We start from the raw sequence: 15183 nt of genomic DNA, 5'->3' as shown, positions 1-15183 counted from the left end.
CTCGAAATGACCAGCAGCATATATGGAAAGAACTTGACTTTGGAAGCAGACAGCATATCACAACATATCATCGGAAAAAGGAGGGTAAGACTTATCCTGTAGAGATATTTATTACTGCTACGGTACTCAAGAACCGCCCCGTTCTGATAGCAATGGCGCAAGATATTTCGGAACGGTTAGAAAACGAAAAGGTTATAAAAGAGCGGGAAGAGCAACTTAGAAAGGCCAATGAAACAAAGGATAAGTTTTTTAGCATCATTGCGCATGATCTGCGAAATCCTTTTAATTCACTCGTAGGTATTAGCGAACTGCTGATCGATCATATTGAAGAGGGCGATATTCAAAATCTGTCTGTTTTTTTAAAAATTTTGCACAATACAGCCATTCAGGGAACCAATTTGCTCGATAATTTGCTGACCTGGTCAAGGTCGCAGTCAGGTACTATTCAATTTAACCCTAAATACATCAATCTAAAAGAGCTGGTAGATGAATCGTTAATGTTGCTGGAAAATGTGGCACATCAAAAACAATTGCGCACTGAAAATAGCATAAATAATAATCTGATAATTTATGGAGATTTGGATATGTTACGTACAATTCTGCGCAACTTGATTACCAATGCTTTGAAGTATACTGCCAATGGTGGTTTTATTCAAATCTTCAGTGAGTGTTTTGAAAATTGTTATTTCGTTTATGTGAAAGACAGTGGAGTTGGTATGGATGATGCTGTTATATCAAAATTATTTAAGGCCGGCGAAAATATTTCGACTGCTGGAACAAACGATGAGAAGGGAACCGGGCTGGGTCTGATTTTATGTAAGGAGTTTGTCGACAAACATGGTGGTGAAATTGGTGCGACAAGTGAACCTGGGAAAGGTTCGACTTTCTGGTTTTCAATTCCCAATAAAGCTGACAATAAGGGTTGCTGATGTTTTTAAATAATAGGCTTGCTGTCTAAGAGATGAACGCTCTTATGAAAAAAATCAGGTTGAATGTTTTCTCTTTTTCGCACAGAACTAAAAGTTGGTTATTATTTAAATACCAGCTCGCTCCTGATAGTTTTTATGCAATGTATCACATTGCTTATAATATTTTTTTAATTTTATGTGCTGACCAAATTGTGCAATATGAGAATATTTAGAATCATACTTCAGTTTATTCGCGAAGACGTCTGGCGCTTAACACCTGAAGGTTTACCTAAATTTATGCGCCTGCTTATTATGCCCGCAAGGGTTATTCTAATTGCCTTCAGAGGGTTTAAGGAGGATAAAGTACCACTCCGGGCATCAGCGCTTACTTTTTATTCTATGTTATCTGTCGTGCCGGTGGTGGCTATGGGATTTGGTATTGCAAAAGGTTTTGGGTTTCATGAAATGTTGGAAGAGCAATTAAAAAAGAATTTTTCGGAACGTCAGGAGGTGTTGGAATGGATTATAACTTTTGCCAACCGGTTTTTGGAAAACACCAAAGGAGGTTTAATTGCCGGAATAGGTATTGTTATTCTTCTTTGGACTGTAATGAAAGTTTTTGGAAATATAGAGAGTTCGTTTAATGCGATATGGCAAATCCATAAACCCAGGGTTTGGTTTCGCAAGTTCAGCGATTATCTTACAATGATGCTTATTGCACCCATCTTACTTATTCTGTCTACCAGTTCGAATGTATTTATTACCACTCAAATTACACAAATAACCCAGGAAGTAGAGCTTCTGGGGTATATTAGCCCGTTGATTTTTTTTCTGGTTAAGCTTATTCCTTATGTGCTTTTTTGGTTTGTGCTCACCATTATTTATATGGTTATGCCCAATACCAATGTTACTTTTAAGTCAGCTTTTGCTGCAGGAATTGTTGCAGGTACAATGTTTGTTTTTGTCCAATGGGCATACATTTATTTTCAAATAGGCGTATCAAAGTATAATGCTATATATGGTAGCTTTGCAGCACTGCCATTGTTTCTTATGTGGCTTCAGGTTAGTTGGATCATTGTACTTTTCGGTGCCGAGATCTCATTTGCTGTTCAAAATGTGGAAAAATACGAGCATGATCCGGATATTCGCAATATTAGCTCATTTAGCCACCGGGCATTGACCCTGATGGTTGCACATTTGCTTGTAAAACAATTTGCCAAAGGAGAACCTCCCCTCACAGCTAAGGAAGTGAGCCAGCAACTTGAAATTCCAATTCGCCTTGTGCGTGATATAATATTCGTCCTTGCCGAAGCAGGTATTCTTTCGGAAGTCAATACAAAGCAGGATAAGGTGAATGCTTATCAACCAGCCCTTGATATAAATAAACTGAGCATTAGTTATGTGCTCAATATTTTGGACCACCATGGGGTTGATAAAATACTGGCGGCCAAATCTGGCGAAAAAGAAAAAATTGAAAAAATGCTGGAAAGTTTCGAGGAAACAATAAAGGGCACCAAGGGCTCACAGCTCATTAAAGATATTGCAAAGTAAAAACTCAGAGTTAACACTCCGGGTAGTTTTACTCATCTTTCGTATTTTTAAAATAGTTAAATTGTACGAGCAATTCTACTTATCTAACCAATTATAACCAGTTTGCATGAATTATCAAACAGATATACTTAATGCTATCAAAACACCTACTTCATTTGTCGACCTTAATTACAAATATGTGTTTGTTAACCGGGCATACAGTAATTATTACAACTGCGAACCCGGCGATATAGTAGGTAAAACGGTTAGTGCTTTTTTAGGTAAGGAGCACTTCCTTAAAAAAGTAAAACCCTGTTTCGATGCATGTTTGAAAGGTGAACAAATTACTTGTGATTCCCTGGCTGATATAGAGAAAAATGGCGGAGAACACTGTTTGCAAATGGATTATTATCCCCATTACAACGAAAAAAATGAATTTGACGGTATTATTTTCACTGATCGCGATAAAACAAGCGAGTACTGCATCAATCAAAACTGGCAGCATGCAATGAATGCTGTCGATGATGTGGTGATAGTTATTGACAAAGAATATAATGTAATTGATATCAATCAATATGGTTTGGCGTTTTTGAAAAAACAGAAGCATGAAGTAATAGGACAAAAATGTTATAATTTTTTTCATCATTTAGATATGGCAGAAAGCTATTGCCTGCTTCTGGAGAATCTTAAGGATGAAAAAACTGGTTATTCTGAATTTTATAATGAGTTGCTTGGAAAACATTATTCAATAAAAACTACGCCAATATATAATAAAAATGGAGGGTTAAGCCATTTTGTTGCGGTTATGCGCGATATTACCTTGTTAAAAGAAAAAGAGAATAAAATAAAGAATACCAGTGAAGATTATGTTTTAGGAAAAAGCCAGTTGAATAGGCTTAATATTAGTTATGACTTATTGAACAAGTATTCTTCCGATGCTATCGCTATGTACGATGAAAACATGAAACCTATCTACATTAGTCCATCTACAGTAAACCATAGCGGATACAATCCCGATGAGTTTGATAATATGGATGTTTTCGATATTGTTCATCCGGAAGATAAAGTGAAGCTTTTGGCAGAAATTGAACATTACCGGGAGGAAAATATCACGAATTACACAACCACGTACCGGATAAAACATAAAAAAGGCTATTATTTTTGGAATGAAAGTGTTACACAAGTCATTAAAGACATCAGTTCTCATGGAAACATAATAATTGTCAATAACAGGAACATTGATGCCAGGAGAAATGCAGAGGAAGCACTGACAAAATCAAAGCATAACTATCGTTTGCTTGTCGAAAACATGAACGATTTGGTTTGTGAAATTGATGAAGAAGGCCGGTTCACATATCTAAATAAACAATACGAACACATTTTAGGCTACAAAGCAGAGGAATTAATAGGACAAAAGGCTATTGATTTGATACATCCGGATGATTTGCATGAAAGTCTTAAGAAATACGAAACGCTAAAAAACAAAGAAAAGCAAAGAATTGATATTTGGCGTTTCAGGCACAAAAATGGTTCATACCGCATTATAGAATCGAAAGGTGCAGTATATGAAGTAACGAAAAAACAGAAACGTACCGTTGTAATTTCACGAGACATTACAGACAACAAAAAGGCTGAACATGCCCTGAAAGAAAGCGAAACACGCTATAAAAAAGCCGAGCAAATAGCTCATCTCGGAAGTTGGGAAATGGACATCAAAACCGCTAAGGCTATCTGGTCAGATGAGTTTTTCCGCATTTGTGGATTTGAGCCACAAAGCTTTGCTCCTACGGCAGAAAAAGGATTTAATAGTATTCATCCGAAAGACCAGGAACGAGCCGCCAAAGCAGTTGAAAAAGCCATTGCATCCGGAAATCCTTACAACATTGAAAAACGCATTGTACGGCCATCAGGCGAAGTGCGTTGGGTGCGTTCGCAAGGAGAAATTATTTACGACAACAACAAGCAACCCAGAACCCTGGTAGGTTCCTTCCTGGATATTACAGAAAGTAAGCAGGCAAAACAAAACGCTGTACAAAGCGAAAAAAGATTCAGGAATATGTTTGAGTACCATAGCGCCATAATGCTTTTGATTGAACCAAAAACAGGTGAAATTATAAATGCAAACAGATCGGCCATTGAATTTTATGGTTATGATTTACCAACATTACGCTCAATGTATATCTCGGATATTAATCAATTAAATCCAAATCAAATAAGAAAAGAACGTATTAAGGCTTCTAAAATGAACAGTAACTATTTTGTTTTTCCTCATAAGCTTTCCAGTGGGGAAGTGAGGACCGTAGAAGTGCATTCTACACCTATTAAGCAGGAAGGAAAGCAAATTTTGTTTTCTATAATACACGATATCACCAAACGAAGTAAGGCGGAAAAAGAACTTATAAAAGCCAAAAAGCTTTCAGAAATCAGTGAACTGAAGTACAAAACCATTTTCGAAGGAGCACCCATTGGAATTTTTCGCTCCACGTTGGAGGGAAAATTCATTGAAGTTAATCCCAAACTTGCCAATATGCTTGGATATAAAACTTCACAAGAAGTAATTGAAAATATTTATGATATTTCAAGACAAATTTATGTAAAAGGCTCAAAACGAAAATCAATCGTTGAGAGCACTTCAAAAATAAATATTGACAAATACGATAATGTGTATAAAAGAAAAAATGGAGAACTATTCAATGCCAACTTATATTTGCGCAAAGTTACCGATGAAAATGGCAATGAAATACTTGAAGGAATTGTAGAAGAAACAACTGAACGCAAAAAATATGAAAATAAGTTAAAAACTGCCCTGGAAAAAGCAGAAGAAAGTAGCCGCCTGAAAAGTGAATTTATCAATAATATGTCGCATGAAGTGCGTACCCCCATGAATGGCATTATGGGCTTTGCGCAAATGCTCAAAAGGCCAAACATGCGGCCCGAAAAAAAAGAGTACTACACACGTATAATTCAACAAAATAGCAAACAACTTTTAAAAATAATTGATGGCATACTTGAGATTTCAAGGTTGGAAACAAGTCAGGTGAAGGTATTCCCTGAAAACTTTTGCCTTAATTTATTATTAGAACATCTTTATACAACATTTAAAAAACAGGTGCAGCCAGAAGTGACCTTTACACTGGTAAAAAGCCTTTCAGATGGAGAAAGCACCATTATTTCAGATAAGCCGAAACTCATAAAAATTCTCTCAAATTTGATTGAGAACGCCATCAAATTTACGCATGCAGGGTTTATTGAGATCGGCTATCAACGGAAGTCTGATAAATTAGAATTATATGTAAAAGATACAGGTATTGGTGTTGACCCTCAGAATAAAGATTTAATTTTTGAACGATTCTCACATGAAAACACCGCTATAGCCAACGAAAAGGGTGGGTTGGGCATTGGCCTCTTCATTGCTAAAGAAAACACAATCCTTCTTGGTGGAGAAATCACCTTAAATTCTCAAAAGGGACAGGGTTCTGCTTTTTATGTAACGCTTCCTTATACACGCATTGAAGGTATTGACAAAAATGACTGCAGTGCAACTGTAATAACTCCCACAAACAACAATAGAGGGCATTATACCATACTGATTGCAGAAGATGACAAAAGCAATTCTATATATTTGGAGGCGCTTTTGGAGGACGAGATTAGAGGTAATTTTGAAGTTATTCAGGTAAAAAATGGGCAGGAAGCTATTGACTTATGCCAGAAAAATAAATCAATTGATTTGATATTGATGGACCTGAAAATGCCGGGCATTGACGGGATTGAAGCAACAAAAAAAATTAAAAATTTCCTGCCTGAACTGCCGGTTATTGCCCAAACAGCATCTTCCTCTGAAAACGATATCGAAATGGCCAAAAATGCAGGATGCGATGATTTTATCTCCAAGCCCATATTGCGGGAAGACCTAAGCCTTTTATTGCGGAAATTTTTGTAACAGGAGTAAGTTAAAAAAAACAGGTGATTTTACTGTATCATTTTGTGCTACAATCATTAATCTTGTTGAAATATGTGTCTTTGATTTGTACAAAAATTAAGCAGAATGAAACATCCATGACGAGTATATTTTAACACTCACAGTTTGTTTCGCCAAAAGAGAAAGCCTAATTAGTGCTCAATAATTGATGTCCCATCGCACCTTTTGGGGGACAGATAACTATTGAAAATTAAAAATAAAAAGAGTTCTCGCAGAGTCACGCAAAGAAACTTCTGCGAAAATCAGCGAGAAAAATAACGTGGGTAAAGAAAAAATATTGGTAAATTAAATACTAAAATGGCTGATAAAGCAATCCATAAAAACCCGGAGATATTTCAATTCCTAATAAAAAATTCGTTCGATATCATCACTTTACTGGATGAGGATGGCACCATACTTTTTGAAAGCAATGCTACTGAGCGTATCCTTGGTTACAAAAGCGGGGGACGGAATCAACATGCAGCACTTGACTTCGTTCATCCTGATGACCAACAGATTGTGGCTAAAAAAATTCAAAAGGTTGCCAGTGAGTCGGAAGGTATAGAATCTGTTCAATTCAGATATTTACACGCGGAAGGACATTGGATATGGCTGGAGGCCAACGGTCAAAACTTCCTAAATCATTCGGAAATAGAGGGAATAATAGTCAACGCCCATGATATAACCCGGCAAAAGGAGCGTGAACACCAATTGCAGGAAAGGGTAAAAGAACTAAATTGCCTACAGCAACTTAGCCAGCTTATTGAAACACAAAATTCTGTAGCAGATTTACTTACAGAAATACCCGCAGTGCTTAAAAACAGTTGGCAATTTCCGGAAATTACAGAAGTAAAAATCACCTACAACGATGACCAATATCAAACCGCTCAATATACTGAAACCCAGTGGAAACATAAAACAGAAATCATTGTAAACAAAGCATTACAAGGCCAAATACAAATAGTTTACCGTGAAAACCCAACCACCTGGAAAAATCCTTTTCTGGAAGAAGAGTACACACTACTACGCATAGTTGGAGAACGTTTGTCTCATTTTATCGAACAAACGGAAAAAGAAAAAAACTATGCAAAATTGTTCAGTACACTGAATGAAGGCATATTAAAAACCGGTCAAGACGGCAAAATAACAGAAGCGAACCAGGCAGCAGCCGAAATTTGCGGATACCAGTACCCGGATGAATTAATTGGCAAGCCCATGGCCTCGATCTATATAAACCCCGACTCAAGAGAAGAATTCATTAAAGAAGTAGAAAAAAAAGGTGATAAAGTTCAAAATTACGAGTTCTTAGTTAAAAGAAAAGACGGTTCAACGGTGTGGACATTAAGCAATATTCGCATATTACGAAATGAAAAGGGAGAATATGCAGGTTCATTAGGAGCTTATCGCGATGTTACTAATTACATAGAAACTCAAAAGGCAATAAAGGCAAGGAACAATGAAATTGTTAAATTACTAAGGGGTACACGTATTGTGCTTGAGAGCAAAGACTTCTTAACCACAGCCCAAAAAGTATTCGATTATTGCCGTGAAATTACAGGTGCCCAATCCGGTTTTGTAGCCCTGCTAAATGAAAATGGAATAGAAAACGATGTTATATATCTGGAGCCTGGGAATGAGTCCTGCAATGTAAATCCAAACCTGCCCATGCCCATACATGGACTCCGGAAGGTTGTATATCAAACAGGAGAAACAAATTACGACAATCGGTATTCAGAAAGTCCGCATTCTAAACATATGCCCGAGGGTCACATCCCATTAAAAAATGTGATGTTAGCCCCTTTGAAAAGTAGAGATAATACCATCGGGCTTTTGGGATTGGGCAATAAAGAAACCGACTTTACAGATTATGATGCACGTATTGCCGGATCATTTGCAGAATTAATTTCCATTGCACTGGCTAATTCACGAAACCTGGAGCAAATTAAAGAAAGCGAAGCAAAGTTTAAAGCCCTGTTTGAAAATGCCAATGATGCAATATTTTTGGCTGATGCAGCGACAGGGGAAATTGTCGAAGCCAATAGCCGCGCTGAAAAATTGCTTGGGTTTTCAAAAAATGAGATTATTGGCATGCATCAAAGCCAGTTGCATCCCGAATCGATTAAAAAAGATGTGAGAGAATCATTCAAACATAACCTTTATTGCAGAAGAAAAATATCATACAAAGAATTGACCGTAATTAATAAGAACAAAGAATTAATACCTGTTGAAATCAGCCCAAATATCATAACACTTGCAGGTAAACAATATGTATATGGCATCTTTAGAGACATATCTGAACGAAAAAAAGCCGAACAAGCCCTGAAGGAAAGCGAAGCCCGCTACCGCTCAATTTTTTACGATAATAAATCCGTGATGCTGCTTATCGATCCGGAATCAGGCAAAATAAAGGATGCCAATAAATCTGCCCGTGCATATTACGGATATACAGGTGATGAGATGAAGCAACTGACAATCATGGATATAAACATGCTCTCTAAGGAAGAAATTCAGCAGGAAATGCTTCATGCTAAAAAAGAAAAAAGATTTTTTTTCGAGTTTACACACAAACTGGCAAATGGAGAAATTAGAGATGTCGAAGTTTATAGCGGGAAAGTCCAATTTTCAACTGCCCAGCTACTTATTTCAATCATTCACGACGTTACAGCCAAGAAAAAAGCCGAGAAAGCCCTGAGAGAAAATGAAGCCAGATTACGCGAGCTCAACGCCACCAAAGACAAATTTTTCAGTATTATTTCACACGACCTTAAAAACCCGTTCAGTGCTATTCTTGGGGCTTCTCAGCTTGCCTTGAAAAGAATAAAAAAAGATGAACGCCAAAAAGCGGAAAAATACATCCGACTGATTTATGAGACTACGCAGCATAGTGTGAGTCTTTTAGATAACCTTCTGCAGTGGTCACAATTACAAAAAGGCAAATTGAAAATAAAGCCGCGAAAAGTTTTTCTGGCAGACCTTGCCTGCGATGTAGTAAATATTATGGAGGCCAATATTAAGGAAAAACATATTGATGCAAAAGTTGAAATACCCGCAGATATTGAAATTGAGGCAGATCCAATAATGATTCAAACAACGCTTCGCAACCTTGTTTCCAATGCCGTTAAATATTCGAAAGAAAATGGGGAAATAAGAATTGCAGCAAAAAAGCATAAAAAAGCAATTGAAATTATGGTGGAAGATAATGGTATAGGAATAAAACCTGAAAAACAGAACAATCTTTTCAAAATTGAAGGGGGATATTCAACACTGGGAACAAATTACGAAAAAGGTACCGGATTAGGCTTAATTTTATGCAAAGAATTTGTAGCGTTGCATGGCGGTGAAATCTGGTTTGAAAGTAGCATAGAAAAAGGAACAGTATTTTACTTTACTTTGTTAGAAAGGTAAAAAAACTTACTCTGAAGTTAAAAAAACGATGGTTTCACGCAACGATGCTCGCAACGAACGCAACGAATGCAGAATCTCTATCTGGAAACGTCTTCGCGAGGAGCGATGCGACGTGGCGATCTCGTGCAAGCTTTTACACAGAAAACCGAAGAAGATATTGCGTGAATTGAGTTGATTAGTTGAGTTTTTCCCGAAACCTTGTGCGTTTGTGCTCTTTAGGGCTTAGGGCGCGGGGAGAAGAGTTGGAGACTTATTGATAGGCGATGCGTTTGTGGGGCTTTCCGTGGCGTTCGTTGCGTGAAATAAAATAAAGATTTGTACAAAATGAGGCCAATTTCATTAATTTTTCCTTTCCGATCACCGTGGAAAAATTTAGCAAATGCACCAAAATTCGAGCGAAAAAGATTATACGGAATAATTTTGGTCATTGGAGGTCTCACTGCCGTAATCGTTTCTGTGGCCTTGATTTTTTTACTTTTTTATAGAAAAAAACCATATCATTTATTGCAGCTTGATCTGAAAGGTTTATATTAACATCTTTATGCTTATTTAGTATAAATGTCGCAAATAATGCAATTCACTACTTAAGGTTTATGATACAATCAAAAGGATTTTTTAGACGCTCTCTCGTGACTTTTTTCTTATTGCCAATAGTTTTACATTCACAGGTTCAACTCCGTGATACAATTATTAGTTGGCAACATCATATGTTTGAGCTAAATGATGATTATAGTGTGAATACGTATTCTACGAATGATAATGACATTCAACAAGTTCAATTCAGTGGGAAAGTGATTGAGAATGAGTTAATACGGTTGGTCGTGGTTCCGGAATATGGAGCAAGGATTATTTCTTTTGTGTATAAACCAACAAATCATGAGTACCTGTATCAAAGTGAATGTGGTTCGCCATATGGCATGAATGACGGTAATTTTTATTATGACTGGTTAATGGTTTATGGAGGTATATTCCCCACTTTTCCGGAACCGGAACACGGTAAAACCTGGTTATTACCATGGAATTTTAATGTGGAGGAAAATACGGGTGATTCTGTAATTATTAGTATGGAATATACTGATACCACTATGTTTGATAATACACCGGGCCAATTCAATAATGGCATAACCAACATTACTTGTCGTATAGAAGTTGGAGTTTATATGGGTTCGTCCCTGTGGGATTTCAACGTGAGTTTAAAAAACAATACAGAAAATGATGTGAACTATGAATATTGGACATGTACCACACTTACTCCGGGTTCTAATATTGGAAATACAGGCTCACCATTGAATTCTGAAATGGTTGTACCCATCGAAAACTATGAAGCAGCATGGAGTCCGGGAAATTGGATTGGCAATTATGGCAGTTTGTATGATTTCACAAATATTAATTATTTAAGCGAGTGGGATGATATGGGGATAGCATATGCAAATAATTTAGTCGATAATTATTGGGGCGTTATTAATCATGATAATGAGGAAGGAATTTTTAGAATTTCTGAAAACATTGAAACGCCGGGGATGAAATTCTGGACGTGGGGCAAATACAATGTGGATAATGATTTATATGATTTTAGTAATGGAGGAAAAGACAATTATATCGAACTGTGGGCAGGGGTTTCAGATGCATTTTTTACAGACGCCATCCTCTCTTCGTTGGAAGAAATAAGTTGGAATGAGGCTTATTGCCCTACAGTTAACCTGGCCGGTATTACCAAAATTAACAATCAACTTGCCGTCAATGTCGGGTGGAATCAGGATAACAAATCCCTTTACTATGAATTACTGGCATTTAATCCCAATTTGGATTACCGTGTGAATATGTATTTGACTGGTGAAAACAACTACCCTGTTATTGATAACACGATATACGCTAGTGCTTTAGGAAATACTGATGAGTTTATTATGGATTACATTGGTAATGGAAATTACACCATTGGTTTTGAAGTTTATGATCAAAATGACGAGCTTATTCTATTTGCCGAAAAGGATATTTCAATAACAACAACCGGTACAGATGATTTATTGGCAGCCAATGGGAACCACAATTCAATGACAATAATATCTAAAGGAAACCGAAAGGTTAATATTTCTATGGATGTAGTTGAAAATTACAAGCTACAGATATTCAATATCAGTGGGCAGCTGGTTTTAAATAGCAACTTTACGGGAGCCTCTTTAAATGCTTTCTTGCCATCAAATGGAATTTACATTGTAAATGTTGTTGGAGAAAAATCAAGTTACAGCGATAAAATAATTATTAATTAGAAGCGCTGCGCAAAGCTGAAGATAGCAGATAGAAAACAGATTAAACAGAGTTCATCGCGCGGAGCAGCTTGCTCGCCGGAGTAGAAACGAAGGTGAGAGCGACAAAGCGATCTCGAACAATTATCTACAAAGAAAATCAGTGATGGAATGGTAGCCTTCCCCCATCCCCTTCACATCCCACCAATGATATAATGAATCTTATGGCCTTGTCATCATTTTGAGCTGCTAACCCACCAAAGATTTCATCAAAAGAGGTCGCCGTGGGTTGTTTTGTGGCTTGCCTGGTTATGACACGAAAATTTATGAATGCTTTTTTGTGAGCTACTATTTGCTATTTTTGCCTTTGTTATAAAATAATAAATAGTAGCTTAGTCGTTTAGATTTGTGAAAACCCCAGAAAAAGAAAAAGTCATGAGAAATGTATTCCTGATTTTATTACTGGCAATCTTTGCCTCCAATGCCTTTACGCAATCAAATTTATGCCTTGAAGATTTTAATTATGTGGTGAAACGCATTACCAATGATTATCCCGGTTATCGCGACAAAGTGAATGAAGAGAATATTGATGAACTCAGAGAGCTTGAAATGCATTTACGCCAAAAACTCAATGAATACCCGGATTCATGTTATTACTATTTAAATCAATATGCGGCCTTTTTCAGGGACAGGCATTTGCGCATTTCTGTGAACCGGCACAATAAAAAATCACAAAAGGATAAACCGGAGATCAAACGTAAATTTTATAAGCCTGATTTAATAAAGATTAAATCATCTGCTGACTCACTGGAAGATATATGGTTTGGTTTTCGTGGAACATTTGCCCTTGAAAAGCAGGACGATGGTTCTTATGTCGCATCAGCTTTAAATTTTCGCAATTACGATTCAACTCAGGTGATGTTTGAACTGAAGCCATCCGGAGGCAACCAGTTTGAGTCCACTGTATATCCACCATATAGGAACTTCCAGCCAACAGATGGCAAGGCATCAATGTATCTCAACAATAAAGTGCTGGAATTGCATAATCAAACCCGTTTCGTTCGCCAATCCAATGACAGGGTCAGAGATTTTGCTTTTCTGGCTTCTTATATGCCCAAACATCCCAATGGTCTTAATATTTTTCCTAAAGCCACTTATTTGAGCGATAGTACCTTTTATTTGCGCATCGTAACTTTTAGCAGTGATATGGCCAAAGAACTTGTAACAAAGCATTGGGATGAAATTATGGCGCGGCCAAACCTCATTATCGATATCAGAGGTAACGGAGGGGGACAGGATAATTATTACAGTATTTTGGCAGATCTGATCTATACACAGCCTTATGAAAGTAAAGGTGTAGAGTGGCTTGCTACAGAGGGGATAATCGCCGACTGGGAAGAGGCTATAGCCGAGGGTAGAATAAAAGAGGGTGGAATGGAAGCATCAAAAGCTCTGCTAAAGGCCATGAAAGAAAATGTAGGGGAATTTATCGTACATCCGCACCAAGAAGGAGACAGGGTTGTAAAGCGGGATACCGTTTATCCTTATCCACGTGAAGTTGGAATTATTATGCATGGACAAAATGCCTCGGCAGCCGAACAGTTTTTATTGACGGCACAACATAGCGATAAAGTTACCATTTTTGGTAATGAAAATTCTGCCGGGATACTTGATTATTCAAACATCACACCACACGAATTGCCTTCCGGAAAATACAATCTCTGGCTTCCAGCTACCCGTTCCGGGAGATTGCCTGAAAATCCCATTGACAATATTGGCATTGCGCCAGATATCATTATTCCTTTGGAACCTAAGAAACAATTGTTTGATCGGCTGGACAGCTGGGTGTATTTTGTGCAGCGCTATCTGGAGCAGAATTGATCACAAAAAAAAGCGAGTACCAAACTTACGTTCAATACTCGCTCTCAAATCAGCTTTTGTGATCCCGCCAGGACTCGAACCTGGAACCTACAGCTTAGAAGGCTGTTGCTCTATCCAGTTGAGCTACGGGACCTCCTTGTTTTTCGGATGGCAAAAGTATGAAATTTTTTCATCTTTTCCCATATATTTTATGCTTTTTTCTTTGCTGTTTCTTTTTCATAATATTTGCAAAAATCTTTTAATCCACATTTCGTGCACTGGGGCTTGCGCGCCAGGCACACGTACCTTCCGTGCAAAATGAGCCAGTGATGGGCGCGCGGAATGAGTTTTTCGGGAATGTGTTTGATCAGTTGTTTTTCGGTTTCAAGCGGTGTTTTTGCGTTGTGCGTTAATCCAATGCGTGCTGCAACACGGAAAACATGCGTATCTACAGCCATGGCCGGCTGGTTGTAAATAACCGAGGCAATTACATTGGCTGTTTTTCGGCCCACACCCGGTAGTTTCTGGAGCTCTTTTGTGTCGGGAGGTACTTCTTTGTCGAACTCTTCTACCAGCATGCGCGCCATGCCACTCAGATGCTTTGCCTTGTTATTGGGATAAGAACAGGATTTAATGTATTCGAAAATTTCAGGTATCTCAGCCCCGGCCAAAGCTTCAGCAGTAGGGTAGGTGGCAAAAAGGGGCGGCGTAATTTGGTTTACACGCTTATCGGTACACTGCGCCGATAAAATTACCGATACAAGCAACTCGTAGGGGTTTCGGTGATGTAGCTCTGTTTCGGCCACCGGCATAGCTTCCAGAAAATAATTAATCACTTTTTTGAATCGTTCTTCTTTACGCATTTTTTTATTTTTTTTTGCTAAAATAGTGCTTTTTATTTTGAAGCATAGGGTCAGGTAAATTCATTATCGTTCAATTTTGAAACCTCTGCACTCCTCACTAACTCTCTGAATGGGAGAAGATCTCCATCCCGCGGATCCATCTAGCCCCAAACCTGAAATGCCAAAAAATATAAGATCTATGATTTTTATAATTTTTCGAGCATCCCGGAAAAATAAACAAATTGAAAATTTGTGTTTTTCGGAACCTGTAACCTCCTGTCCTAATTCGAACAAAATTCTGTTTCCATCGTTAGGAACTTCAACTTCGCATAATTTTTGCCAAATTTGCAAGCAAAATCCGTTATTATGATCATCAGCCGAGTAAAAATTTTAATCACTCTAATTCTTATAACTTCTTTATCTTCAGTTTATTCTCA

The 15183-nt window shown here is 37.6% G+C and carries 7 protein-coding genes and 1 tRNA gene; 6 read left to right on the top strand and 2 right to left on the bottom strand.

The genetic code is table 11. The features are described 5' to 3' along the window. From VJ937_RS12035 to VJ937_RS12010, 6 genes are all read left to right on the top strand, one after another. The coding region (locus tag VJ937_RS12035) for a HAMP domain-containing sensor histidine kinase (protein WP_324067429.1) at positions 1–929 on the top strand (929 nt) is incomplete at its 5' end. Between the two features lie 198 nt (positions 930–1127). Continuing rightward, positions 1128–2459: a YihY/virulence factor BrkB family protein gene (locus VJ937_RS12030; RefSeq protein ID WP_324067427.1), complete on the top strand. Its 1332-nt coding sequence runs from the start codon at positions 1128–1130 to the stop codon at positions 2457–2459. A 106-nt stretch (positions 2460–2565) separates the two neighbouring features. Continuing rightward, positions 2566–6378 (top strand): PAS domain S-box protein, encoded by a 3813-nt coding sequence (locus VJ937_RS12025; RefSeq protein WP_324067425.1) that lies wholly within the window; start codon positions 2566–2568, stop codon positions 6376–6378. Between the two features lie 336 nt (positions 6379–6714). Next, on the top strand, positions 6715–9801 hold the full coding sequence (locus tag VJ937_RS12020; RefSeq protein ID WP_324067424.1) for a PAS domain S-box protein: 3087 nt from the start codon (positions 6715–6717) through the stop codon (positions 9799–9801). 707 nt (positions 9802–10508) lie between these two features. Then, positions 10509–12068 (top strand): T9SS type A sorting domain-containing protein, encoded by a 1560-nt coding sequence (locus VJ937_RS12015; protein ID WP_324067423.1) that lies wholly within the window; start codon positions 10509–10511, stop codon positions 12066–12068. Between the two features lie 411 nt (positions 12069–12479). Further along, entirely contained in the window at positions 12480–13925 is a 1446-nt protein-coding gene (locus VJ937_RS12010) for a S41 family peptidase (protein WP_324067421.1), read from the top strand. A 59-nt stretch (positions 13926–13984) separates the two neighbouring features. Here the strand turns inward: VJ937_RS12010 and VJ937_RS12005 are convergent. Together VJ937_RS12005 and nth are read right to left on the bottom strand one after the other, a co-directional pair. Beyond that, positions 13985–14058, bottom strand: a tRNA-Arg gene (locus VJ937_RS12005). A 55-nt stretch (positions 14059–14113) separates the two neighbouring features. Next, complete coding sequence (gene nth / locus VJ937_RS12000) at positions 14114–14767, bottom strand: endonuclease III (protein ID WP_324067419.1); 654 nt, start codon at positions 14765–14767, stop codon at positions 14114–14116. Positions 14768–15183 lie beyond the last annotated feature (416 nt).

The sequence above is a fragment of the Salinivirga sp. genome (genome assembly GCF_035268865.1).
Taxonomy (GTDB): domain Bacteria; phylum Bacteroidota; class Bacteroidia; order Bacteroidales; family Salinivirgaceae; genus Salinivirga.
The sequence above is the reverse complement of the archived record's forward strand: the minus strand, read 5'-3'. Positions and strand labels throughout refer to the sequence as shown.